At 39.6% G+C, this 25,373-nt stretch carries 18 protein-coding genes; 9 read left to right on the plus strand and 9 right to left on the minus strand.

The annotated features are described in order from the left end of the window. The first annotated feature begins 6 nt into the window (after positions 1 to 6). Positions 7 to 810, plus strand: coding sequence for a hypothetical protein (locus tag ACLCDV_RS07470; protein WP_317667836.1), 804 nt, complete (start codon positions 7 to 9; stop codon positions 808 to 810). 78 nt (positions 811 to 888) lie between these two features. Beyond that, entirely contained in the window at positions 889 to 1,203 is a 315-nt protein-coding gene (locus ACLCDV_RS07475) for a hypothetical protein (RefSeq protein WP_317667835.1), read from the plus strand. Between the two features lie 5 nt (positions 1,204 to 1,208). On the opposite strand, the gene ACLCDV_RS07480 is transcribed toward ACLCDV_RS07475, so the two are convergent. The 5 genes from ACLCDV_RS07480 to ACLCDV_RS07500 all read right to left on the minus strand — a co-directional run bounded on the left by ACLCDV_RS07480 (position 1,209) and on the right by ACLCDV_RS07500 (position 7,382). After that, a complete protein-coding gene (locus tag ACLCDV_RS07480; RefSeq protein WP_411973317.1) occupies positions 1,209 to 2,567 on the minus strand; it encodes a S41 family peptidase in 1,359 nt (452 codons plus the stop codon). Positions 2,568 to 2,774: 207 nt separating this feature from the next. After that, complete coding sequence (locus ACLCDV_RS07485; protein ID WP_411973318.1) at positions 2,775 to 4,100, minus strand: OmpA family protein; 1,326 nt, start codon at positions 4,098 to 4,100, stop codon at positions 2,775 to 2,777. 146 nt (positions 4,101 to 4,246) lie between these two features. Further along, a complete protein-coding gene (locus ACLCDV_RS07490) occupies positions 4,247 to 5,590 on the minus strand; it encodes an OmpA family protein (RefSeq protein WP_333577047.1) in 1,344 nt (447 codons plus the stop codon). 90 nt (positions 5,591 to 5,680) lie between these two features. Further along, complete coding sequence (locus ACLCDV_RS07495; RefSeq protein WP_153844997.1) at positions 5,681 to 6,523, minus strand: universal stress protein; 843 nt, start codon at positions 6,521 to 6,523, stop codon at positions 5,681 to 5,683. A 10-nt stretch (positions 6,524 to 6,533) separates the two neighbouring features. Next, entirely contained in the window at positions 6,534 to 7,382 is an 849-nt protein-coding gene (locus tag ACLCDV_RS07500; RefSeq protein ID WP_317667830.1) for a universal stress protein, read from the minus strand. Between the two features lie 421 nt (positions 7,383 to 7,803). On the opposite strand from ACLCDV_RS07500, the gene alaS reads away from it, so the two are divergent. The 6 genes from alaS to ACLCDV_RS07530 all read left to right on the plus strand — a co-directional run bounded on the left by alaS (position 7,804) and on the right by ACLCDV_RS07530 (position 16,588). Further along, positions 7,804 to 10,419, plus strand: a complete 2,616-nt coding sequence (gene alaS / locus ACLCDV_RS07505; RefSeq protein ID WP_333577049.1) for an alanine--tRNA ligase — start codon at positions 7,804 to 7,806, stop codon at positions 10,417 to 10,419. A 226-nt stretch (positions 10,420 to 10,645) separates the two neighbouring features. Next, entirely contained in the window at positions 10,646 to 11,743 is a 1,098-nt protein-coding gene (locus tag ACLCDV_RS07510) for a TlpA disulfide reductase family protein (protein WP_317667828.1), read from the plus strand. Positions 11,744 to 11,845: 102 nt separating this feature from the next. Further along, complete coding sequence (locus ACLCDV_RS07515) at positions 11,846 to 12,541, plus strand: response regulator transcription factor (RefSeq protein WP_075991688.1); 696 nt, start codon at positions 11,846 to 11,848, stop codon at positions 12,539 to 12,541. A gap of 239 nt (positions 12,542 to 12,780) precedes the next feature. Then, positions 12,781 to 14,118 carry a dihydroorotase gene (locus ACLCDV_RS07520; protein ID WP_333577051.1) on the plus strand — a complete coding sequence of 446 codons (1,338 nt, stop codon included), beginning with the start codon at positions 12,781 to 12,783 and terminating at the stop codon, positions 14,116 to 14,118. Between the two features lie 9 nt (positions 14,119 to 14,127). Beyond that, a complete protein-coding gene (locus ACLCDV_RS07525) occupies positions 14,128 to 15,183 on the plus strand; it encodes an LD-carboxypeptidase (RefSeq protein WP_317667826.1) in 1,056 nt (351 codons plus the stop codon). A 1-nt stretch (position 15,184) separates the two neighbouring features. Next, positions 15,185 to 16,588, plus strand: a complete 1,404-nt coding sequence (locus tag ACLCDV_RS07530) for a M14 family zinc carboxypeptidase (protein ID WP_411973319.1) — start codon at positions 15,185 to 15,187, stop codon at positions 16,586 to 16,588. 60 nt (positions 16,589 to 16,648) lie between these two features. On the opposite strand, the gene ACLCDV_RS07535 is transcribed toward ACLCDV_RS07530, so the two are convergent. The 4 genes from ACLCDV_RS07535 to ACLCDV_RS07550 form a co-directional block, all read right to left on the minus strand. Continuing rightward, complete coding sequence (locus ACLCDV_RS07535) at positions 16,649 to 18,136, minus strand: RagB/SusD family nutrient uptake outer membrane protein (protein ID WP_411973320.1); 1,488 nt, start codon at positions 18,134 to 18,136, stop codon at positions 16,649 to 16,651. Between the two features lie 17 nt (positions 18,137 to 18,153). Then, positions 18,154 to 21,345, minus strand: a complete 3,192-nt coding sequence (locus ACLCDV_RS07540; RefSeq protein WP_411973321.1) for a SusC/RagA family TonB-linked outer membrane protein — start codon at positions 21,343 to 21,345, stop codon at positions 18,154 to 18,156. A 123-nt stretch (positions 21,346 to 21,468) separates the two neighbouring features. Beyond that, on the minus strand, positions 21,469 to 22,524 hold the full coding sequence (locus ACLCDV_RS07545) for a dipeptide epimerase (protein ID WP_201639510.1): 1,056 nt from the start codon (positions 22,522 to 22,524) through the stop codon (positions 21,469 to 21,471). Positions 22,525 to 22,532: 8 nt separating this feature from the next. Continuing rightward, entirely contained in the window at positions 22,533 to 23,759 is a 1,227-nt protein-coding gene (locus ACLCDV_RS07550; protein WP_317667822.1) for an NlpC/P60 family protein, read from the minus strand. A gap of 419 nt (positions 23,760 to 24,178) precedes the next feature. On the opposite strand from ACLCDV_RS07550, the gene ACLCDV_RS07555 reads away from it, so the two are divergent. Then, positions 24,179 to 25,207: a N(4)-(beta-N-acetylglucosaminyl)-L-asparaginase gene (locus ACLCDV_RS07555; RefSeq protein WP_120336530.1), complete on the plus strand. Its 1,029-nt coding sequence runs from the start codon at positions 24,179 to 24,181 to the stop codon at positions 25,205 to 25,207. Positions 25,208 to 25,373: the final 166 nt, after the last annotated feature.

Genomic DNA, 25,373 nt, shown 5'->3' on the forward strand with positions numbered 1-25,373 from the left:
TTATAGATGATTAAAAAATTATTTCTCTGTTTTATAGCCCTTTGGGTTGGATCGCTATTGTCTTCGTGTCAAAAAGGTGAACCTATTGTAGAAACTGAAGAACTAGCCCGGATTGCTTTTAGATCCTATAGCACTGCGTCGGTGGATGTAAAAAGAGTAACGATAGATGGAAAAGTTGCTAATCCAAGCGATGCTAATTTTATTTTTCTACGAAATAAAGATGCCGATTCTTCATCGGTCGTTGCATATAATAGTAATGATCAGGTCGTCCTGGAGCAACGGCTTCCGCTCAAATCAGGATTAAACACCTTTGGTGTACATAGTAAAAGTCCCATTGATCCGTCACTCGTTGTCGGGCCAAATCCCTTAGGAGATGATGTCGAATCGATTCCGGGTGTGAGGCAAGTAAAGATCTTAAATTATAATAAAACAATTTCACCTAATGGTGAGCCAATTCGATTGGCGGTTTATCAAGGTAAGCCTGTCTATGATGAAAGTTGGGGAATGGATATGGTCAAGTATGACGAAAATCCAATCCTGATTACCGACTTGATATCAGATAAAATTCCCGAAGAATTTATCAAAATACCGATTGACGCTACTTTTGTGCCAAAGGCGCAGGTATTAGATAAGGATTTAAAACCGATTCTTAAAGATGGACAAAAAGTCTTTTTGTTTTTTAATTTTTCGGTAGATATCGGTATTGTATATCTCCCTCAAAAAGAATCCGATGCATATTTTGATGTTGATGCATTCTCAGAAATTGGAGGGATAGGCTATGGTTTGGATAATATCTGGCTACAGAAATAAAACGCATTACAAAACAAGCACAGATACCCGTCAACACTTATATCAATGGTAAGCCATTAATTCAAAAAAATAGTCACTATGAAAGGCATCAATGCTATAAAACATCGCAATTTATTTGCTATCTCCCTGAAAATTCAGGGAGATGTAGATCGTTCCGTTGATGCGGCTGCGCTGTTAGCCTTACGGAATGAAATGGCGGAGCTGAATGAACTTTATCGGCAATATTTGGAACTGTTGCAGCAGCTGGAAGACATCGTGCAGGACTATGAATCGAAGGAACGAACCATTCGTTCGAAAATTTTGTCTCCTTCTCTTCGCAAATTAGCCAAAAATGGACAGATTGGAGCCGATCTACGTATGATCATCACCTCATTAAATTCTTGTGCACACTGATAAAATTATTTTCCGGTCTTATCCGCTGTACTTACTTCGATGGGTATTACCTGATACGTACTTCCTCTATATTTTGGGGATAAAATGTTCGTCTTTTCTGTTGTATTGACAGTGCCCTTGACTCTGGTGTTTTTATCGCTAATTGTTCGTAACACTTCCCGGATCAATGGATCTCTGGTGTCACCTATTGGGGGCAACGGTAAAAAGGCAAACTCGTCGATCTTGATAGAAGGAGTAATTCCGTTGCTATAACCTCCTTGTCCCATTTTATTGTATATTTTATAGATCATGGGAATCAAATGCCAAGCACGTTCAGTGCCATGAATTTCCTCAGGTGTAGATAGCGTGGTCGATGCCATATCTTTTCCATAGGTTTTATCGCCGACTTGAATGATATCTATATAAGGCTTCAATCCATTGATTAACATTTCAGACGCAGAGGCCGTGTTTGGCCCTGTGAGGATATAAATTCTTTTTAAATGTAAACCTTGTTTTAGAACATCTTTTGCTGAAAATGAATAGCCATCGGGCTGACCTTGCAGTGCTGCTGCGAAGCTGTCTTCTCTATTTTTGATATTTTTGTTGCCTTGGTATTTGGCAAAAATGTCGTTTTCCTTGATGTCTGCCAATAAGAGTGCGCAAAATGAGGTGAAAGCAACCTGTCCACCGGGGTTATAACGTAAATCGACAATAAGTTCTTGTATCTGTTGGGACTTGAAATTTTGGACCGCTTCCAATAATGAATATGCCCCACTAAAGTCAAATTGACTTAAAAACATATAGCCTACCGTGGGGGAGGAGGAGATGAGTTTAGCGGTATAGAGGACGGGCTGCGAAATATAAGAAGCAGGCAGATGAAATATTTTGCCATCGTTTCGCGTCAAATGCACTGCCGGCAAAAGCAAAGATTTGCTTAGTAGCGATTTCAGGTTGCTGTGGTCGAAAGGCTCGTTGTTGATGTGGCTTATGCTGTCTCCCCGTTTGAGTCCCATTAAATCCCCTTCGCTGAAGGGAACAACCTGGGTGATCAGTTGGATGGTTTTACCGGTTGTTTGGAGTTGTACCATATCGAACCCAAAAGTGTTCGTCAGGGTATTGCCATAGGTGTCGCTGTTAAATGTCTGTAATATCCTGGAATAATGGTCATCTGGAAATAAGATGCTTTTGAAAAATAGGTCTGGAGATTGTTGGTAATCATTTGTTTGTGTGATTTGATCGTTCCAGTAATAATAGTGCCGCATTTGTGCCATTGTCCATTCATTGATCGCTTCATTTGATCCTGGTTCCTTCAGTGGTGGATCCTTTTCACAAGAGGAAAAGATTAACGAAAAGAAAGTCAACACAAGAGCATGGGGTCTACGCATTTTTTTAATTTTGCTTTATTAAAAATACGTATTATGTTGTTTGTTCGGAAGTTATCTTTTTGTTGCTCAAATGTTTATTTACTTTAAATAGGGAGAGCTTTTTACGTTTACCTTACCAACGAATAAGATTTCGATAAGAAAAGGAGTAATTAAAAAGGCATCACCGTGAAGTGATGCCTTTGGCTTGTATAAATCAAAGAATATCGATTAATAAAGCGTGAACTCTACGCGACGGTTTTGTTGACGACCATCAGCGGTTTTGTTTGATGCGATCGGTTGGTCAGGACCATAACCTGTCGCTTCAATACGCGATGCATTAGCACCCTGAGATACCAAATAGGCTTTCACCGATTCAGCGCGCTCTTTTGACAATCGCATGTTCAATTCACGAGAACCTGTATTGTCCGTATGACCTGCTAATTTTAAACTGAAGTTTTTCTCGATTAACAGTTCAGCTACTTTATTCAATGTCGCGTATGACGTAGGACGTATGGTTGCTTTTCCTAAATCGAACTCCAAGTTTTTGATTGCGTCAGCAACAACTTTTCGGTCAGCCTCTGTTACAACAACCTTTTCAACCACTCTTGTTTCGTTTTTAACAACAATTGGACATCCTGCACCGTCTACCTGAACACCTGAAGGGGTGCCTGGGCATTTGTCATATTTGTTAGCTACACCATCACCATCATCATCTTTCAGGTCACTGTTTAGCCCGTCCAATTGATTTTGTAGTGCTTGGTTTTTAGCATTTAAAGCATCATTTTGTGCTTTAAGATCATCGTATTTCAATGTGTAGTCGTTTACTAAGGTCGCGACAGGATTTGAATTGTTCAAAGCAGGTTTGCTACCATTACCCAGTGCAAATTCTAAGCCACCATGGATGTAAGTAAACAAGTCATTCTTATATTGGCCACCTTGAATACCGTCAAAGTTTTGGTTAACCCAATTTAACTGATAACCCAACTCGAAGTTGATCCCTTTGGCAACAGCAAATTTAAGTCCCATGTCCAATGGTATGTAAATTTTAGAAATACCATCCGCTTCTTGGGAAGTTGATCCTGTTGTCAACGTAGTTTTGCTGTTCATCACCCCAACACCGATAGATGCATAAGGCTTGATAAAACTGTTGAAGAATCTCCAGTTCGTATTAGCCGCTTGGAATTCTCCTGACAATGCAGCAGACCATGGTGTTTTAGCCTCAAAAGATTGTGATCCATCTTTAAATGCACCACCTGTTTTACCGCCAAAGTAACTCGCTTTAATGCCGAAAGAAGGAGAGATTTGCTTTTTAATATAAGCACTATACCCCAAGTTCCATGCTAAGTCATCGTATCCTTCACGATTAAAACCAGCAATGTTAGTTTGGTTTGTCACTCCGGCACCGACACCAATAGACCATGTTCTGTATTGTGTAGCTGGTCCAAATGGAGTTGTTCCCTCAATGGATGATACCTTTGCATTTTGAGCAATTGCATTATTGGCAAATAAGCCCGCTGATGCTAGAGCAAGTACTAATTGTAATTTTAGTTTCATATAATTTGTGTTTGTATAAACCGATGCAAAAGTAATAAGTTAAAAATTAAATTCACGATAGGTTTGTAGTTGAAATATGACGTTTGGTAAATAAAAAGGTGTTTCTGTTTAAAAAACACCTTTTTATTAGTGTAATTTGTTAGTTATTAGTAAAGTGTAAATTCAACACGGCGATTCTGTTGGCGGCCCGCTGCATTTTTATTGGATGCAATTGGTTGGTCTGGACCATATCCAGTTGCTTCAATACGCGACGCATTAGCACCCTGAGATACTAAATATGCTTTTACAGACTCTGCACGCTCTTTAGATAAACGCATATTTAATTCGCGTGAACCTGTATTGTCGGTGTGACCTGCGAGTTTTAAACTAAAATTCTTCTCGATCAATAATGCAGCAACTTTATTCAATGTTGCATACGAAGTGGAGCGAATCGTTGCTTTACCTAAATCGAATTCTAAGTTTTTGATCGCTTCAGCAACAACTTTTCGATCTGCGTCAGTAACCACAACTTTTTCAACAACTTTGGTTTCGTTTTTCACAACAATTGGACAACCTGATCCGTCCACCTGAACACCTGAAGGTGTGCCCGGACATTTATCATATTTGTTGGCAACACCGTCACCGTCGTCATCTTTTAGATCATTGTTTAGACCATCTAATTGACCTTGCAAAGCTTGGTTTTTAGCATTCAATGCATCATTTTGAGCTTTCAGATCATCGTATTTTACGGTATAGTCATTCACAAGGGTTGCGACAGGATTCGAATTATTCAATGCAGGCTTGCTGCTGCTGCCCAATGCGAATTCTAAGCCGGCATGTGCGTAAGTAAATAAGTCATTTTTGTATTGTTGTGGCGGAGTTGTATTGTAACGATTGTCAAATCGTTGGTTCGCCCAATTCAATTGATATCCCAGTTCAAAGTTGATGCCTTTGGCAACAGCGAATTTAAAACCAAAATCTGCCGGTACAAAGATTTTAGAATAAGAATCTCCATATTCACCTTTGTTACCACCAGCGATTGCAGCAGTTTCAGCATTCATTACCCCAACACCAATCGATGCATAAGGTTTAATAAAACTGTTGAAAAATCTCCAATTCGTGTTGGCTGCTAAAAATTCACCAGATAAGGCAACTGACCAAGGAGTTTTGGTTTCGAATCCAGTTTGCTTGTCACTGTTATCATAACCAGCTGTCTTTCCGCCAAAATAAGTTGCTTTTAATCCGAACGATGGTGAGATCTGTTTCTTGATATAAGCACTATACCCTAGATTCCAATCCAGTTTATCATAACCACCGTTGTTAAATTTGGCGATATTTTGCAAGCTTGTTACGCCGGCTCCTACACCGATAGACCAGGTTCTATATTGTGTTGCTGAACCAAACGGTGTTGTGCCTTCAATAGATGCTTCTTTTGTGCTTTGCGCAAAGGATGCGGTGGATAAAATTCCTGCCGCAACAAGTAATCCTGATTTTTTAAGGCTAATTTTCATAATGCGTGTTTGTAAAATTATCTACTATAATACTGTTGTTAAATTAACTCACTGAACACTCTTGCAATAAATTTGCCAAAAATTATTTGGTTACTCTACTCGCCCAAAAAAGTTTGGCACCTCAATTTCAAAAGCCAGATGCTTAACAATATTTTCTGTAAAAATGTTTTGGAAAAAAGTCTTTCTGCTTTTTGTGATCAAAATAACATCGATATCTTCATCCCGGATAATGGTATGGATACCGTTAGCAATATTCTCTCGAGAACCTGCAAAATAACTTGGCGACTTGATGATATAGGAAATATCCTCGATACCAGTTTCAGCAATAATCTGTTCAATCCAGTTTTCAAGTTTTTCTCCTAATATGTTGATTTCTAGTTCGTTTTTATTGATATGTATGAGTTGTAAATGGAAATTTTTCCCATATAATGGTATCGCTTGTTTAAGCACTTCAAGTTCACCGGGTTTGAAATTTGTCAATAGCGCGATGTTGTCATTTTTGAATTTTATCGCGTTTTTTGGGATGGCTAGAACAGGGATCTTTGACTCTTTAATGACATCATATGTATTGCTTCCAATCAATACAGATTCAAGTCCGGTCACTCCTTTTGTACCCATAATCACCGTTTGATAGACCTCTTTTATCTCTTGTTTATCCAGTGTTTCAGCCAAAATACCGTTGGCAAATAAGGTAGAAATTTTAAGCGAAGGATATTCCTGTAGAAGTTCGGCTACAAGTTTTTCCATCTGACGGCGAGCTTCTCCCTCGGTTGGGTCTACTAAATGCTTCGCATTTGCAAATTTGTTGATATGCGAAGTGAACGAATGAAAGAGTGTAATCTCATCATTTGTTGTCGTCGCAATTTGAGCTGCATAAAATGCGGCAACTCGTGCGTTTTCGGAATAATCTACTGGTATTAATAGTTTAGACATGGCTATAAGGTTATGCTTTAGTAAAAAATATTGGAACTAAGGGGTGACTAAATAATGCTTTTGCAACGGAACGCGTAAAAACACGTTCAAAGAACGATTTCCTCGACCGTGTCACCAATAATATGTTGATCTTTTCCTCATGGATCATCTCATTAATCACTTCCGGAACCGTATCTAAGTCCTCAATGTCACCTTGTATTGAATCCACTTCAATAGCAATATTGGTCACACCAATATATTTTTTAATCTTATATTTCCATACTTCAAGCTTGTCTTCGATTCTGTTTTCTGATGAATGATCGTAGTGAACATGCATAAGTTTTAGTTCAAAGTCTTTGCCGATGATGTTGACAAAATCTTGTACGGTCTGTACCTCTTCTTCTTTAAAATTAGACAGTAAGCCAACTTTGTCAATAGGTGTAAAGGACGCTTCTGTTGGGATGGCTAAGACAGGTATTTTAGCTTTTTTGCTAATGACATAGGTCGTGCTACCAATGAGTTGGCTATCGTCATTGGTGATACCTTTAGTCCCCATGATAACAAAATCAAATCGATCAGGAGTGGCAAGTTCCGGTAGTGTTTCTGTAATCATACCACGCTCACATTGGGTTGTTATTTCAAGTGCAGGATGTTGTAATTTTATGGATTCTGCCAGATTTTTAATAAGGATATCAGCTTTGAATGTTGGAGAATTAGTCTCATTACGGCCATTTTCGTCCTCAAATACAGCAGAAGCCGAGGTATAATTGTGGTAAAGATGAAGTGAATACCCCTTTTCGAGAGCAAGGTCCACAGCGTAATTTACAGCATTATTAGAATGAGCCGAAAAATCTACCGGTAGTAGAATGTTTTTTTTCATTAGAAGGAATTTAATCTACAAAATCTAATCTTATTTATTTTGCATTTAGGGAATGTGCGTGAAAGTGTTCTAGATTCCCTATTTTACTATCAAATGTAATAAAACAAATGTAATTGTGAATGACCTTAAGTCAAATAGTTTTTGTTGTATTACGTATAGAATTTGACGAGCTTTAGACAAATATGAATAACGAATAACACTTTTAAAATGTTGTATTTAATGTTAGTTTGTGATTTCTATCACCTGTAAAATGGGTGGGCTCTGTGTGTCTGTATATTATCCCCTGATTTTTTTGTTTGAAAAGTCAATATTGATTTTTGGTTGTTTAGAAAAAACAGTCGTTTCAAGGTCAATATATGGAATTCTACATTGCATAACCTACCAATTTTGAGTAAGTTTGCACATATTTTTAGATAATTAAATGACAAGTAGAGAAATTCGTCAAGCCTTTCTGGACTTTTTTCAAAGTAAAGGGCATCAGATAGTACCTTCAGCACCAGTAGTTGTAAAAAATGACCCAACATTAATGTTTACCAATGCGGGGATGAATCAATTCAAAGATTTGTTTCTTGGTGAAGCACCCATCAAATTTCCGCGTGTTGCCGATACCCAACGCTGTTTGCGTGTTTCCGGAAAGCACAATGATTTGGAAGAAGTAGGGATCGATACCTACCACCATACGTTGTTTGAGATGTTGGGAAATTGGAGCTTTGGTGATTACTTTAAGAAAGAAGCTATTGCTTGGGCTTGGGAGCTGTTGACAGAAGTATATAAATTAGACAAAGATCGTTTATACGTCACTATTTTTGAGGGGGATACAAAGGAAGGCTTAGAACGTGATATGGAAGCTTTCGATTTCTGGAAAGAATGGATTGGTGAAGATAGAATTCTCCTGGGTAACAAAAAAGATAATTTCTGGGAAATGGGCGAGACAGGACCTTGTGGCCCTTGTTCCGAAATCCATTTCGATATGCGTAGTACGGAAGAGCGCATACAGACTTCAGGGCAGAGTTTGGTCAACGCAGACCACCCGCAAGTAATTGAGATCTGGAACCTTGTCTTCATGCAATTTAATCGATTGAAAGATGGTTCACTTCAGTCGCTACCAGCTAAACATGTGGATACGGGAATGGGCTTTGAGCGTTTGGTGCGATGTATACAGGGTAAGACTTCCAATTATGATACAGATGTATTTACGCCTACCATTGATTTTATTGCTGAGAAATCAGGTATAAAATATGGTATAGATGAAAAGTCTGATATTGCCATGCGGGTAGTGTCTGATCATATTCGTGCGGTTAGTTTTGCAATTTCCGATGGTCAACTGCCATCCAACAATAAAGCTGGCTACGTGATCCGTCGTATTTTACGTCGTGCAGTACGCTATGCGTATACATTTTTAGGCTTTAAGGCTCCTTTTATCAATGAACTTGTACCTGTATTGGCAGCTCAGTTCGCCGGAGTATTTGACGAATTGATCCAGCAGCAGGATTTTGTGCAGAAAGTGATTTTAGAGGAGGAAGTTTCATTCTTAAGAACCTTATCTACGGGCGTCCAACGTTTTGAAAATTACGTGGAGGACCATACCGTAATCAATGGAGATTTTGCTTTCGAGTTATACGATACGTATGGATTCCCGATCGATTTGACGGAATTGCTAGCGCGCGAAAAAGGTTTAACGGTTGATATGGAAGGTTTCAACCAGGCACTTCAAATTCAGAAAGACCGTTCTCGTGCTGCCACTGCTATAGATACGGGTGATTGGGTTGTTGTAAATGATGAAGAAGGATTTGAATTTGTAGGTTATGATACGTTAACTGCCGTTACTGAGGTTATTAAATACCGTAAAGTTGTTGCGAAAAATAAAGAGCAATTCCAATTGGTGCTTTCTGTTAGTCCTTTTTATGCCGAAGGTGGTGGTCAGGTAGGCGACTCGGGAGAATTGGTTTCCGAAGAAACTGGAGAAAAGATTTATATCACAGATACGAAAAAGGAAAACGGTCTATTTGTACATTTTACAAACAAATTGCCGCTGGAATTAAAAGGAACATTTGTTGCACAGGTCGATAAAACCAAAAGAATCGATACTGAAAACAATCACTCCGCAACCCATTTGCTGCATGCTGCCCTTAAGCAGGTGTTGGGAAGTCACGTGAATCAAAAGGGATCGTTGGTCAACGCAGATATTTTGCGTTTTGATATCTCTCATTTTGCAAAAATGACAGAAGAGGAGATCAAACTGGTGGAAGATATTGTCAATGCCAAAATTCGTGAAAATATTCCATTGAAGGAGGAACGAAATGTACCTTATCAACAAGCATTGGATTCGGGCGTAACAGCACTATTTGGTGAGAAGTATGGCGATTTTGTTCGTGTAATCACCTTCGAAGATCAATATTCTAAAGAATTGTGCGGTGGTACACATGTTAAAGCAACGGGGCAAATAGGTTTTTTCAAAATTGTTTCTGAATCTGCTGTAGCAGCTGGTGTACGTCGTATAGAAGCAATTACTGGAACTCGCTCTGCAGCTGTTATCCGTGAGCATTTCGAATTGGTTCACCACCTGAAAGAGCTCATGAATAATCCGAAAGATTTTGTTTCTGCACTGGGTAAAATCATCGATGAGAATGGCGCTTTGAAAAAAGAAGTAGAGAAAAGTATTACGGAAAAATCCTTAGCGTTAAAGTCGGATCTGGAAGCAAAGATCCAACAGGTTGGCGAAATTAATTTCTTGTCCACAATCGTCGATCTACCGAGTGCAGAGGCGGTGAAAACCTTGGCTTATGCGGTAAAGGGGGCTGTTAATAACTTGTTTCTGGTTATCGGCGCTGAATTTGATGGTAAGCCAAGTTTAACAGTCGTCATATCAGACGAATTGGCCAAAGAAAAAGGGTTGAACGCAAGTAATATTGTGCGTGATTTGGCTAAGGATATCCAAGGTGGTGGCGGTGGTCAGCCATTCTTCGCAACAGCTGGAGGCAAGAACGCCGCCGGATTAAAAGGTGCCATTGAGCGAGCAATAGATTTCTTGAAATAAATTTTAGGGGTAGTTGAACAGGCTACTTAGCTAAACTAGGATGTAAATAGATGATTTTATTTCCTAAATATTGAAGCCATCAGATTTATTCGACTTCTTCCTTTGAGGATCCGAATAAATCTGATCGTTTTTACGATTCTTTAAGCTGTGACATGTAGCGTGAATCAAAGAGAGCAAAGCCATTTGCGTAATTGGGAATAGGTACTTAACAAATAAAAATAAACGGATGAAAAAGGCAGTTTTTTTAGCAGTAGGGATCGTTGGATTGATGATGGGTTGCCAAAATAAAGAACAGTTTACCATCGCTGGAAATGTCGAAAATCCTGGCAATATCAAAGTTATTTCATTGTATGAAGGCGATACGAAGCTGGATTCTATGTTCTTTGGCGATAATAACAAATTTCAGTTCGTACGACCTGCTAGCCAATCCAGATTGTTGTCCTTGCGTGTCGGTAAAAATCGGTATGATTTAATTGCTTCTCCGGGGGAGACAATTACATTTAAGACAGATTTGCATAAAGATGTAAATGATTACCAGGTTGATGGTTCTGAATTGTCAAAGACTATACAGCCTTTTGCCAAAGAGCGAAATTATCGCGATTATCTACAGGATTCATTGCAGACGGTGTTTTCAAAGCTAACGGCCAATTCGACAGCAGCTGAGATCGAAAAGATTCGTGCTGAATATAAAGCAAAGTTTGCAGAAGAATTGCGTACATATACAAAAAAAGCAGTCGATTTCTCGAATAAGCACAATGATCTTGCAGGTTTTTATGCAATCTCGACCTTAGATCCTGAAGTAGCCGAAAATGAAATCATTACCTATGCAGATAAAATAAAAAATGAATTTACGGAGAACAGATACGTGACACAGTTTAAAGAGGAGACCCAAAAACTGAAAAAAATGGCAATTGGGCAACCTGCTCCTGAGTTGACTTCGTTTACACCATCAAACAAAGAAGTTAAATTATCGAGTTTTAAAGGGAAATATACTTTGGTGGATTTTTGGGCTTCATGGTGTATGCCCTGTCGCCAGGAAAATCCTAATCTCGTTAGGTTGTACAATACCTATCATGGTAAAGGCTTTGACATACTCTCCGTTTCATTTGATGATAATCCTGGTTCCTGGATGCGTGCTATCGAAGATGACAAGTTAACTTGGACACATGTGTCAGATTTGAAGGCTTGGAGCTCACCGGTTGTCATTGATTTCCGTGTGAAAGCGTTGCCTACCTCATATGTTCTCGATCCGAACGGAATTATTATAGCAAAGAACTTGCGTGGAGAGGAGCTGGAGGCATTTTTGAAGAAAACAATTAAGTAATCAATGTGTTATTGTTAAATATTATATTACTTAATAATTTGGTAACACTAGATTAACTGATTGTTATCATTTTGTTTATAATTTAGCAAAAAAAATAGACAAATGAGTTCTTCGAAACAAAAGATTTTAATTGTTGATGACGAAAAGGATATCTTGGATTTAATTGCATTCAACTTAAATCGTGAAGGTTATCAGGTCTCTACAGCGCAAAATGGGGAAGAGGCAATCAACGTTGCTAAACAAGTAAATCCGGACCTTATCATCTTGGATGTGATGATGCCAAAGATGGATGGAATTGAAGCTTGTCGTATCATGCGCGCGATGCCTGAATTCAAAAGTACGTTCATGGTATTTTTGACTGCTAGAAGCGAAGAGTATTCGGAGATCGCAGGATTTCATGTCGGTGCAGACGATTATATTGCAAAGCCAATTAAGCCGCGTGCTTTAATGAGCCGCATCAATGCTATCTTAAGAAGAAATGCTTCCGAAGAGTCAGATGCCTCTGTTCAGGATAAAATAGAAATTGCCGACTTGGTCATTGATCGAGATTCTTTCCTGGTATACAAAGGGGAACAAAAGATTGTTCTTGCAAAGAAAGAGTTTGAGTTATTGTATCTATTGGCTTCAAAACCAAATAAGGTGTTTACACGCGAACAGATCTTAAAGAGTATTTGGGAAGATTCTGTTGTTGTAACCAATCGTACAATTGACGTCCATATCCGTAAGCTGCGCGAAAAGATAGGTGACGACTATGTAACCACCGTAAAGGGCGTAGGATACAAATTCGATAAAGAATAAAAAGAGAGGCCCTGGCCTCTCTTTTTTTGCGACTAACTTTCCGGAGTTTATATTTAATGCGATTCGTCCTGCGCCAAATCTAGACAAATTACGAGTAGGATATTTCAAATTTGACATAGGAGGAAGGTGAGAATTTAAGGAAAAATTTGTCCTCCATATAGGCAACTCTTTATCGAGATAACTTGATATCACCACAACAAATCTTTACTTTTGACCTAAAGCAAAGTAAAAATTTCAACATGTCATCTATTCTTATAAAATCTGCGCAACTTGTCAATGAAGGTAAAGTTGAGGTTGCTGACGTATATATCAGCAATGGTCGAATCGAAATGATTGCTCAGGAAATTAATCATCCTGCTGATCAGGAAATAAATGCTGAGGGGCTACACTTGCTTCCAGGACTTATTGATGACCAGGTTCACTTTAGAGAACCCGGTTTAACCTATAAAGCGGATATATGGCATGAGAGTCGCGCCGCAGTGGCCGGTGGGACAACCTCTTTCATGGAAATGCCTAACACTGTTCCTAATACGTTGACCCAGCAATTGCTTCAAGATAAATATGATATTGCGGCAAAAAATGCGCTAGCCAATTATTCATTCTTTATGGGGGCAGCTAATGATAATCTTGAGGAGGTACTTAAAACTAATCCAAGAAATGTCTGTGGTATAAAAGTTTTTATGGGCTCCTCTACTGGCAATATGTTGGTTGATAATGAAAAAGCGTTGGAAGGTATCTTTGCAAATGCTCCGACTTTGGTGGCTACGCATTGTGAAGATGAGGCAACGATAAAGGCGAATCTGGCCCTATTTAAGGAAAAATATGGTGAGGATGGATTAAAAATTGAGATGCATCCCTTGATTCGTTCTGAAGAAGCTTGCTATTTATCCTCGTCAAAAGCTGTCGAACTGGCAAAAAAACACCATACACGCCTGCATATCCTTCATATCTCAACCGCCAAAGAAATTGCATTATTTACTAATGATATTCCACTAAAGGATAAAAAAATAACGGCTGAAGCCTGTATTCATCACCTTTGGTTTTCTGATCAGGATTATGCCTCAAAAGGTAATTTTATAAAATGGAACCCAGCGGTAAAAACTGCCAATGATCGCGATCAGATTTTAAAAGCTGTTCTGGATGGACATATCGATGTGATAGCGACAGATCACGCTCCGCATACAATTGAGGAAAAATCTCAGCCCTATGTTTCAGCACCAAGCGGAGGACCTCTTGTACAGCATGCGTTGCAAGCCTTGTTAGATATGGTCAAAGCAGGAAAAATGACCCTGGAACAATTAGTGCAAAAATCTGCGCACAATACGGCTACATTGTTTCAAATCGAAGATAGAGGATACATTCGTGAGGGATATTGGGCGGATCTTGTGTTGGTCGATCTGAATAAACCTTATACGGTATCGAAAGCGAATATCCTGTCGAAATGCGGCTGGTCACCATTTGAGGGACACACGTTTAGTTCAACGATTGAACATACTCTCGTATCAGGTAAACTTGCTTTCTCCAATGGACAACTTATTGAGAAAGGTGCTGGTGAACGTCTGTTGTTTAACCGATAGTATTTAGCAATGGAAAAAAGAGCCTTTCTAAAATCGATTGCTTTAAGCCTGTTGTCTATTCCTGTACTTGGAATGGGGCAGCCAACCGGAGATAGAGACGAATTTTACGGTCAGGCTGCTTTGCTTGCAACGAGGTTAAAATTGGGGGATACCATAGGTTTAATAACGCCTGCTGGTGTATTGGATGATGAAGAGTCGATTAGCATTGCACGTGAGATATTTGAGACACTGGGTTTTAAAGTAAAAGAAGGTAAACATATACGCAGCCGCTACGGTAATTTGGCCGGTACAGATCAGGAGCGTATAGCAGACATTCATGATATGTTTGCAGACAAGACCGTCAAAGCGATTGTTTGCATCAGAGGAGGTTCGGGTACATCACGTCTTTTAGATCGATTAGATTACAGACTGATCGCCAATAACCCCAAAATTTTATTGGGATATTCAGATATAACAGCATTAATTTTGGCATTATATGCCAAGACAGGACTTATAACGTTTCATGGTGCAGTGGGTATCAGTACCTGGACTAAGAAACTTGCAGAGGCTTTCAATGCTCAGTTTGTAGCCAATCAGCCAGCAATATTTGAAAACCCCAAGTCTAAAGGTGATAGCATTGTGCAGACCAAAGACCGAATTGCCACTATTCATCCGGGTATAGTAGATGGGGTATTGCTGGGTGGAAATATGACCGTGTTGACCGGCTTATGTGGTTCACCTTATCTGCCAGATTTTAAAGATAAAATTCTTTTTCTCGAAGAGGTCGACGAAGATATGGAACGTGTTGACCGCATGTTCTGTCAATTGAAAAATGCTGGTGTATTGGGTGCGATTAAGGGTTTTATTTTTGGCAAGTGCACCAATTGTAAACCATCTGGCGGCTATGGATCCGTAACACTTGACCAACTGTTCAACGATTATATCAAACCGTTAAAAATACCCGCTTACACAGGCGCTGTCGTTGGACATATTGCCGAACAGTTTATTTTGCCGGTAGGAGCAAAAGTCCGCGTAGATGCTTCGCAAGGAACGATTGCTTTAATGGAGCCTGCATTAAAAGATTAATATGAAATTAGTAAAAGATGATTTCATCAAAGCCTTTTCTTTATATGAGGAAAAGGCTTTGATGCATAGAAGATTTAAACATGCCGATATTATACCACTATTGGGAAATATCGGGAGCTCTGGTCGTTTTGAAGTAGTAGAAATTGGCAAGTCCACCGAAGAACGTTTGATCTTCCGGCTGCAATATGGACATGGCCCAATTAAAATACTTTTATGGTCGCAAATGCACGGTGATGAACCTACGGCGACAATGGCCTTGTTTGATCTGTTTAATTTTTTCAACGGGAAAGATGACGGTTTTGACGCCTATAGAGATGACATAGCATCAAAAGTGACCTTGTATTTTATTCCGATGCTAAATCCTGATGGAACCGAACGGTTTCAGCGTAGGACAGCCATGGATGTGGATATGAACAGAGATGCAAGGGCAACAGCAACAGTGGAAGGGGCCTTATTGAAGGCGCAAGCCATGTTGCTAAAACCTGATTTTGCCTTTAACCTGCATAACCAAAACAATTACTACAATATTCCCGGAACAAATATGCCAGTGACAATTTCCCTATTGGCACCTGCCTATGACTATGCGCGGAGTATCAATGAAACTCGGGGAGATGCGATGCGGGTGATTGTCGGAATAAATAAAGTCCTTCAGGAATTTGTTCCAAAGGCGGTTGCAAGGTATGACGATGAACATACACCGCGCGGTTTCGGTGATAATTTTCAAAAATGGGGCGCCAGGACGATTTTAATTGAATCAGGAGCTTATGTTGGTGATACCGAAAAAATGCTGGTCCGAAAATGTAATTTCGTCGCATTGTTAAAAGCATTTGAGGAGATTGCTGACCAATCCTTTAAACAGTATTCGGTTACCGACTACGATACAATTCCCTTCAATGATGAAAAGCTCCATGATGTGTTGCTGAGAAATTTGACCATTGAGCAGCATGGAAGCCAAATTGTTGTTGATATTGCCATTCGGCAAATTGAAAAGACGATAGGATCTGACTATTACATGGAAGGAATTGTTGAAGATATCGGCGATTTACAGGATTTTTATGGATATCAGGATCTGGATGTTTCGGGACTTAAGTTTATCCCTGCTAAGAAATATGATAATATACTTCTTATTGAGCAATTGGATCATAATCTTATTCAGGACCTATTGCACAAAGGGATAGCTACGGTTCATATTAAGGATGACGAAGCTGCCGGGAAATTGCATCAGTTTCCGATTAATATTGTATCCCGTGAAGGTTTCCTGTCTGAGGGATTACCTGAACTCGGTTCTATGGCAAATTTTTTTATTGGCACAGACGAAAATATCAAGTATGCCATCATCAATGGTTACGTCCTAGATCTTCGTGTTTCTGATTGTAACCCAAATTATAAAAACAGGATTTATTAGCTTTTTGCTCTTCAATAAGCAAAGAAGGTCATGCTAGAATGACCTTCTTTGCTTCGGAAATTAATAACCCGGATTTTGTTGATCTTTTAATGCTGGATTGGCATTTATCTCAGATTGAGGAATCGGTAATATACATTTCTCAAACGTACGATCAATTTCTTTTGGCCTTGTTTTGATTGTTAAGCCCTGAAAATCGTCATTGAAAGTAATCTTTTTATTTAGACGGATCATGTCCCAATAGCGATGTCCTTCGCCAAAGAGTTCTTTGCTTTTTTCGTTAAGAATAGCATCTTCACTAATGGATACAGCAGTAAACGCAGCACGGTTAGGAGAGCGTTTGCTAATAGCATTTAAAAAGCTGGCGGCCTTCGTTGGGTCAGCGGCAGGTTTCTTTAAGGCCGCTTCGGCCGCGATAAGATAAATTTCCGACAGTCTAACGACTTTAATATTTACAGCGGTGTTGTTTGTATTTCCTTTATCACCCAAGGAATTTAAAGGGAGCGATGTATTGGTATTAACACTACCTAAGTTTTTATACACGGCACCCATACGAGTGGCTGAGCTTTCATCACGACCTAAAATTGCCCAGCGGACATCACTGTTGTCCTCCTTTAATCGATTCAGGTAATAATCACTGGCATAGAACATTCCCCCTTGACCTCCGGTTCTCCGCATAAGGTAATAGCCTAAGCTAGCTGTTCCAAGGTCCGCCTCACCTTCGTTAATACCAAGTTCATAGATAGATTCACTACCATACATACTTGTCCAGGAGCTTGCCCACTTTTCATTTTCATACAATTTGTATACATTGTCGGTAATGATCTCGTTTGCTTTCTGATACGCATTTTCGTAGTCTGCCATGGTTAAATAGACTCTGCTTTGGATGGCTAGGTTCGCATAGTAGTTGATATAGCCATTATCGGGCTTTTTACTCGCGCTGAGCAACTCTTGGCCAGCCTTCAGGTCTTTTAAGATTTGTGTATATACCTCCTCTACGGTAGCACGGGTAGGTTTGTTATCATAGGAGGCCGAATTGATAACAATCGGTACACCTTTGGAAGTTTTATCCTGCGTATAGGATTTGCCATATAACCTGACTAGGTCAAAATAAAACAGTGCACGTAAAGTCAATAATTGGCCTTGTGCATTCGCATATTGAGCTTTGGAGGTTGCTTCAACTTTGTCTATTTTTTCTAGAACATCATTTGTCTGTGCAATACAATAATAGATTTGAGACCAGAATCCAGATAAGTTGTTGGTTTCAGCATCTTGATTGAAAGAATATAATTGATCCAAACCTCTCCCTTGCGAGTAAACCGTTAGATCACCACCTTTAACCTCACCATAGAGTTCGAAGTTTCGACCGTAATAGTTTGACGAGGCTATAAGCCGACTTAGGCCGTTGATTCTGTTTCTAGCATCGCTTGCATTATTGAATCCCGTGTTGGCGTCGATTGAATTACCTGGCTCGACATCCAGAAAATCTTTGCAGCTACTGAGTGACGTCAGTAGGGTGGCTGCTATAATGGATATTTTAAATATTTTCATTGTGTAAAAATTAAGTGTTAAAAACCTAGTTCAATTCCAAATGTGTAAGTTTTCCCAATTGGAGTTTCCCATCCGCGAGTTGAATACTGACCAACTTCAGGGTCCGCAATCTTATATTTGGATGCAGTTAATAGGTTAGTCCCATTAAAATAAACGCGCGCATTACTGAATCCAATCTTATTTAATACGCTCTTAGGTAATCTATAGCCAAAGTTGATATTTTTTAATCTCAGAAAAGACGCATCATGTAATTGTCTTGAACTATATTTTTGAGGATCTGTTAAATCATTACCATCCAATTTTGGGAGTGTCCCACCTGTATTGTTGTCGGTCCACATGTGCTCAAAAGCGTATTCGGAACGAATTCTTTCCCAATAATAACCATCATCCGCAACATCCTTAAATGCACCGTCATAAAGCTTTCCGCCTATTTTGTAAATGAAATTGAAGCCTAAATTGAAGTTTTTATACTCAAAATCTGTATTTAGACCACCGCTCACTTTTGGAACACCGTTGCCAATGATCGTATAGTCTGCTTTATTAAAATCATAGGTTGCTTTACGTCCATTGTAATCGAAAATATCTGCACCGGACTGATTGTTATTGGTATAATAAACATTTTTACCATTTTTTTGATCTACACCAGCCCATTCGTAGCCATAAAAAGCTAGTGTTGATTGTCCTTCTCGATAGATAAATTGAGCTCTTGCATCTCCGCTTCCTTTGGTGTCGTTACCAACTGATCCTGTTGGATCGTACCAAATAATATCTTGATTATCGTTAAGTTTTTGGACTTTAGAGGTGATAAATGCGGCGTTTATGTTGGCACTCCATCTGAAATCTTCTTTTTTTATGATATCGCCAGCCAATTCAATCTCTAATCCTTTGTTGTTGATCTGACCTACATTTCTTAAGACAGTACTAAATCCTGTCGTCTGCGATGTCGGAACATCCTGTAATAGGTTTTTGGATGTTCTGTTAAAATATTCTACCGATCCCGTAATCCTATTTTTTAGGAAGCCAAATTCCAGCCCTGCATTGGTTGTATAGGACGTTTCCCAGGTGATGTCAGGGTCAGGGTTTGATACCAGATTTCCACCAGGCTGGCCTTTGTAGTTAAAGTTGTTGAAAGATACAAGCCTTCTCCATCCAAAATTATCACTGGGCAATGTGCCATTGATACCGTATGAGGCTTTAAGACGTAAGGTACTGATCGCATCATTTTCTTTAAATGCAGGTAGATTTTTTAAGCTATATGCGCCTGATACAGACCAAAAATCTCCCCATCGGTTTTTAGGTCCTAATTTAGACGAACCATCGCGACGGTAGGAGGCTGCTAGGAAATAGGTGTTGTCGTAGTTATATTCAGCTTTTCCGAGAAATGACATCAGATTATAACCCCAGCTATAAGCATTTGCCTCAAATTTACCCGCCGACGAAATATAAGGAAGTTCGGCAGATCCCAATCCTCTTCCTGTTGTGCGCATGAAATCCGTCTTATTCTTCTCAACTTCAAAACCTGCTAATAAATTTAAGTTATGCTTGTCGAAGGATTTGTTGTAATTGACCGTATTGGAGCTAACCAGTTTTAACATATTCGTGTTAAACTGGTGAACGACCCCGCCATCACTGACGCCGTTAAAATGCTTGGCGCTATAATATAGGTAGTCCTTCATGTCTGTGTAATCATAAGAGAATACAGTCTTAGCTGTTAAACTTGGTAGTATATTCCAGGTTAAATTGCTGATAACTCCCAGTTTGTTTGTTTTGGAACTGTTGTCCCATTGTTTATCGTAATAATCTGCATTATAAGCGTAACTACCATATCTATCCGTCCATTCTTCTCCAGTTTTATAGTTTGTTGGCCAATACAAAGGCCATAAAAGATTTCTGGATTGAAGGAAGTAATTAGAACCTGTATTTCTAGTGTCATTAAATCCCTTTTTCTTGTTGTGTCCAATGTTAATATTGGTGCCAAACTCAAGATTGTCCACTATTTTTTGTGTTAGGTTAAGACGACCTGAAATACGTTCGAAATCATTGACTCTGATTCGGCTTTTATCTGTCGTATAACCTAGAGATGAGAAATACTTTGTTGCGTCAGTTCCTCCCGAAAGCGAAAGATTGTTATCTTGATAAATGCCCGTACGGAATAAGGCTTTATCCCAATCGTAATATTTACCTTCTCGATTTTCGATACCATCGGTCATTCCAAGGATGTTCACATTGTCGTATCGGCCAGTACTGTTGGTTTCGAAACGATAACCGTGTTTGTTAAATTTATTATTCAGTTGGGTTAAAGCATAGGTGTTCGCTTCCGTTTCAGTTTTTCCGTTTGAGGTACGGTAGTCATAAAAGATCTGATACAACATATTGACTTGATCCTGTGGCGACGCAGTTTCGTAGTTGTCTGTCGCCCAAGTCGGGGTAAAGCCAAGAGAAGTCTTGAAGTTTACCGTCGGTTTTCCCGTTTTTCCTTTTTTTGTTGTAATGAGGATAACGCCATTTGCAGCCCTTGAACCATATAAAGATGATGCCGCAGCGTCCTTTAATACCGTAATTGTTTCAATATCATCGGGATTTAAGTTGCCCATAACATTATTGGATGTGTAAATGTAATCACCCATTTGTCCACCCGACCCGGAATTGGCTGGTACTCCGTCAATGACATACAGGGGCTCATTGGAGGCATTCATTGACCCAATACCCCGAATACGAATACTTGGTGTAGATCCTGCTTGGCCAGAAGGGGTGGATACGGTAAGTCCGGCAACACGTCCACTGAGTGCACCTTCAAATGAAGTGACCGGTACATTGTCGATGTCTTTAGCTTTTACGGTAGCAGCGGAACCTGTATACGTGCTTTTTTTTGTCGTGCCATAGGCGACGACCATAACTTCATCCAAAGTCTGTTGATTGTTCACAAGGGATATACTAATGGTTTTTCGGCCATTGACCTGAATTTCTTGTGGACTATAACCTACTGCAGAGATACTTAATATCGCGTTGGTGTTTGCGTTTAGCGTAAACAGGCCATTTTCGTTTGTTGAGGTTCCTTGGTTAGCGCCCTTTACATTAATTGTAACTCCGCTAATTGGTTTTCCGTTGCTGTCTGTTATTTTACCAGCAATTTGGATCTGTTGCGCATATAAAGACTGCATCGAACTACAGGCTATGAGACACAACGTTGTGAGCACATGTTGTTTCATAAAAGTGTGAATTGATTAATTTAGTTTGTTAATATTTTGGTGCTGTCGGATGTTGGTCAAACTTGCGAAAGCAATTCAGTGCAATCTTTTTTTTAAGAAAAAAACATTGCACTGAATATAGGGTTATTTCCTTAAAATTCCAATTCCAGGACGGTCGGGAAGAAGGCAATTGCCATTGACAACGGTCATACCGTCATAAATGTCATTTCCGATCAATAAAGCACCATCTAAATCAGCCCAGTCTGTTAGGGGAGCGAGTTGTGCTGCTGCACTGATTGCACAGGATGTTTCGGTCATGCAACCGATCATAACTTTCATTTCCAGAGAACGCGCAAGCTCAGCCATACGTTTGGCTTCCCGCATGCCAGTACATTTCATCAATTTGATGTTGATACCCGAATACACACCCTTTAATGCGGGGACATCCACAAGACGTTGACATCCTTCGTCGGCAATAGTTGGGATAGGGCTATGTTCAGTAAGCCATGCATTGTCGTCTATCTGCTCCTTAGGCATCGGCTGTTCCAAGAAAGAAACATTTCTTTCTGCAAGCCAATGTGCCATTTCGAGAGCCTCTTCACGTGTTTTCCAACCTTGATTGACATCGGCACATAATGGTCGATCGGTAACCTGACGGATAGTATCGATGATCATTTTATCCGTATCGAGACCCAGCTTGACTTTCAAAATTTTAAATTGATCCGCTTCCGCCACCTTTTTACGGATCATTTCTTCCGTATCAATCCCAATAGTATAGGATGTCGGAGGGATAAGATCCGGATTTAATCCCCATATTTTATAATAAGGTTGATTCATTATCTTCCCTAATATATCATGTAATGCAATATCAATAGCGGCTTTTGCTGCGGTATTTTTCAATGCAAGCTGATCGATATAATGGAGAATCTCCTCGGTTTGAAAAGGAGAGTTGAAGCCTGTCAGATCGATCTGATTAAGGAATGATAAGACACTTTCCTGCGATTCGCCAAGATAGGGTGGCATACTCGCTTCACCATAACCGACAATGCCGTCATACTCTAGTTCGGTCAATACAACCGGTGTTGTGCTTCGACTAAATGAAGCTACAGTGAAGACATGGCGCAAAGTTAGCGTGTAAGGTCTAAACCTCAATTTAAAGGTTCCAAAATCTTTACTAATCCATTCAGATTGATTGCTCATCACTATGTTTATTTATTGTTGTAATAATTGCTTTCAACGACCTTCTGTATTGCGCTATCCCGTGCGCCAAGGTAACGACGGGCAGCAACTACAGTCCGCGTTTGGAAATCATCGTAGTTTGCAGCGTCCTTAAGCATACTGTTGATCCGGACCAATCCGGCAGCGTGAATAAAAGTTCCGTTGCCGATATAGAGTGCAACATGTGTTACACGCGCATTAGGATTGCTGTTTTTGCCTGCCGCAAAGAACAGTAAGTCTGCCGGTTTTAGATTTTTGAGTGCTTTCTCAGGGTCGAAATGTCCTTCTTGATCTAAAATGTCGATTTTTTCACCTGCGAGTACTTGTTGCGATGCATCTCTCGGAATTACGAAGCCGTTCATGAAAAAACTTGTTTTGGTAAAACCGCTGCAGTCTACACCTTTTACCGATGTTCCCCCCCACAAATAAGGTAGGCCCAGCATTGTTTTTGCACTGGCGATAATATTTTCCGCTGTAGGCTGGCGCGTTTCAAACCAATTTTTTAAGGTTTGACTTTCTGATTTTTTAATATAACCTAAACGTCCGTCCGGATATGCTATTTCATAAAAATTGCCTTTCTGTCCTTTTAACTGAAGGATGTCGCCATAGACGAGATCAGACACTCGTTGGCTTTTTTCATTGGGTTCAGAATAGGATTTTCCAAACTCCGCTGTATAGATAACTTTTTCTGCTTGTCGCCAATTGGCCAGCATGGTTTTGTCCATCGCTTCAATGGACGAAGTAGGTACCCATGCGATATAACCATCGGGGGTGCGCACGCGATAGTCGCCGCTCTTTTTTTGCAGAAGATCCACTTGCGTTCCCAATAAAACCTGGCTGGTTAGCTCCGCAGCATTATCTGGAAATGTGCGCATATTTGCAACGGAGAGCCTGATGACTCCAGTAGTTTTTTCACCTACACTTGCATCAGGCAAGAGCTGTACTTGAATATTGGCTGATATATCTTTTGCCTTTTGCTCTAAAACGAACTTAGCATCTTTTTCAGTTGTTTCAAGTACATATTGGTTCTGTGCTATATCCGCTTTTTGGATGGCTACGATCTTGGTTCTTTTATCGGGAGCGAATTCACGTTTTACGTTTTCTTGCAACTCTTTGATCTTGAAATAAGTCGTGGAATCTAGCTGCTGCGCCTGACTGCTTTCAACACCTATAAGGCTTGCATAAGCTAAAATAGCGAATTTAAGAGTGTTTTTCATGCGAATTAGTTTGTTTCTAAAGATAGGATTAATTCATAATATAAGTCAATTTTTATTGTCGATTTTTAAGTGATTTTAATGTTATGTTGCTAAAAAACGAATGTTTGGGTTTAATTTTAATTAAATTATCTAATTGCTAAAACCATTTTGTAATATTGCTTATTGATTGTAAAGTCAATATCCTTCTTCAGTTTAACACGAAGCTGTAAAAATGTAGAATAGCATTTTCCGGCGTATATCGATGAAGTAGATTGGGGGCAGATGTAACGTAAGGTCGTGCAATACACTAGAAAGAGAGCGATGCCTTTGTGCAGTCAATGATGGAAATTTTTTGTATTCGGTAGACTGAAGGCAATTTTTTTGATTGTTTTTTGCCGGATTAATCAATAGCGATAGTTTTATATAATATTAATAAGGAAATGAGTTCAAGACGTGATTTTATTAGGCAAGGTTTGATTGCTGCGACGGCAATGGGGACATTGACAGCATTTGATGCGAAAGGATTGACGATTGCAGCAAAGGGCAGTGTTAAAAAATATCCTATTGTAATTTCAACTTGGGACTTTGGGATTGCAGCAAATAAAGCCGCTTGGGAAATATTGTCGAAAGGTGGTAAGGCATTGGATGCCGTTGAACAAGGCGTACGTGTACCCGAGGCTGATCTCAAAAATATGACAGTTGGTAAAGGTGGTTATCCAGATCGCGATGGTCACGTCACACTTGATGCTTGTATCATGGATGCGGATGGTAACTGTGGTGCTGTTGCTGGAATGGAAAAAATTGGACATCCAATATCAGTAGCGCGGATGGTCATGGAGAAAACACCCCACGTGATGCTGGTAGGCGAAGGTGCATTGCAATTTGCGTTAGAAAATGGTTTTAAAGAAGAGAATCTTTTAACGCCAGAAGGTGAAAAGGCTTGGAAAGAATGGTTAAAGGAGAAAAAATACAAACCTGTAGCCAATATTGAAAATCAATCCTTTGCAGCGGAACGTCTGCCAGGGAACCAGTATAACCACGATACGATCGGTATGTTGGCATTGGATGCCAATGGAAATATTTCCGGAGCTTGTACAACCAGTGGTATGGCTTTCAAGATGCATGGTCGGGTAGGAGATAGCCCTATTATTGGAGCCGGACTTTATGTTGATAATGAAGTAGGAGGGGCTACATCTACCGGAGTTGGAGAAGAGGTTATACGCAATGTAGGTAGTTTTTTGGTTGTCGAATTGATGCGTCAGGGGTATTCACCCGAAGATGCCTGTAAGGAAGCTGTTATGCGTATCGTGAAGAAGAAACCTGCTATTGCAAAGGAAATTCAAGTGGGATTCCTGGCAATAAATAAAAAAGGTGAATACGGTGCTTATGCGCTGCAACAAGGTTTTTCCTATGCAGTGTGTGACAGTAAACAACAAGATTTATTGATTAAAGGAAAACACTACTATTAATAAAATAGGGTGAGCGGGGTGCGAGTACTTCATTCTCAGGTGATGAGTAGAACGTAAACTGATATTTTTCGTGATGATAGCAGGGTATATCATTGCCGATTAATAATTATATTTGTCTAAACATTTTTCGCCGTAACTATTAAGTCGGCTATAATGTTTGAAAAAA

This window comes from Sphingobacterium sp. Lzh-3, assembly GCF_046764375.1.
Lineage (GTDB): Bacteria > Bacteroidota > Bacteroidia > Sphingobacteriales > Sphingobacteriaceae > Sphingobacterium.

Bases quoted from the DNA above. Each gene is read 5' to 3' on its own strand.
- ACLCDV_RS07470 (WP_317667836.1), top strand. From the start codon at position 7: ATGATTAAAAAATTATTTCTCTGTTTTATAGCCCTTTGGGTTGGATCG.
- ACLCDV_RS07475 (WP_317667835.1), top strand. From the start codon at position 889: ATGAAAGGCATCAATGCTATAAAACATCGCAATTTATTTGCTATCTCC.
- ACLCDV_RS07480 (WP_411973317.1), bottom strand. From the start codon at position 2,567: ATGCGTAGACCCCATGCTCTTGTGTTGACTTTCTTTTCGTTAATCTTT.
- ACLCDV_RS07485 (WP_411973318.1), bottom strand. From the start codon at position 4,100: ATGAAACTAAAATTACAATTAGTACTTGCTCTAGCATCAGCGGGCTTA.
- ACLCDV_RS07490 (WP_333577047.1), bottom strand. From the start codon at position 5,590: ATGAAAATTAGCCTTAAAAAATCAGGATTACTTGTTGCGGCAGGAATT.
- ACLCDV_RS07495 (WP_153844997.1), bottom strand. From the start codon at position 6,523: ATGTCTAAACTATTAATACCAGTAGATTATTCCGAAAACGCACGAGTT.
- ACLCDV_RS07500 (WP_317667830.1), bottom strand. From the start codon at position 7,382: ATGAAAAAAAACATTCTACTACCGGTAGATTTTTCGGCTCATTCTAAT.
- alaS (WP_333577049.1), top strand. From the start codon at position 7,804: ATGACAAGTAGAGAAATTCGTCAAGCCTTTCTGGACTTTTTTCAAAGT.
- ACLCDV_RS07510 (WP_317667828.1), top strand. From the start codon at position 10,646: ATGAAAAAGGCAGTTTTTTTAGCAGTAGGGATCGTTGGATTGATGATG.
- ACLCDV_RS07515 (WP_075991688.1), top strand. From the start codon at position 11,846: ATGAGTTCTTCGAAACAAAAGATTTTAATTGTTGATGACGAAAAGGAT.
- ACLCDV_RS07520 (WP_333577051.1), top strand. From the start codon at position 12,781: ATGTCATCTATTCTTATAAAATCTGCGCAACTTGTCAATGAAGGTAAA.
- ACLCDV_RS07525 (WP_317667826.1), top strand. From the start codon at position 14,128: ATGGAAAAAAGAGCCTTTCTAAAATCGATTGCTTTAAGCCTGTTGTCT.
- ACLCDV_RS07530 (WP_411973319.1), top strand. From the start codon at position 15,185: ATGAAATTAGTAAAAGATGATTTCATCAAAGCCTTTTCTTTATATGAG.
- ACLCDV_RS07535 (WP_411973320.1), bottom strand. From the start codon at position 18,136: ATGAAAATATTTAAAATATCCATTATAGCAGCCACCCTACTGACGTCA.
- ACLCDV_RS07540 (WP_411973321.1), bottom strand. From the start codon at position 21,345: ATGAAACAACATGTGCTCACAACGTTGTGTCTCATAGCCTGTAGTTCG.
- ACLCDV_RS07545 (WP_201639510.1), bottom strand. From the start codon at position 22,524: ATGAGCAATCAATCTGAATGGATTAGTAAAGATTTTGGAACCTTTAAA.
- ACLCDV_RS07550 (WP_317667822.1), bottom strand. From the start codon at position 23,759: ATGAAAAACACTCTTAAATTCGCTATTTTAGCTTATGCAAGCCTTATA.
- ACLCDV_RS07555 (WP_120336530.1), top strand. From the start codon at position 24,179: ATGAGTTCAAGACGTGATTTTATTAGGCAAGGTTTGATTGCTGCGACG.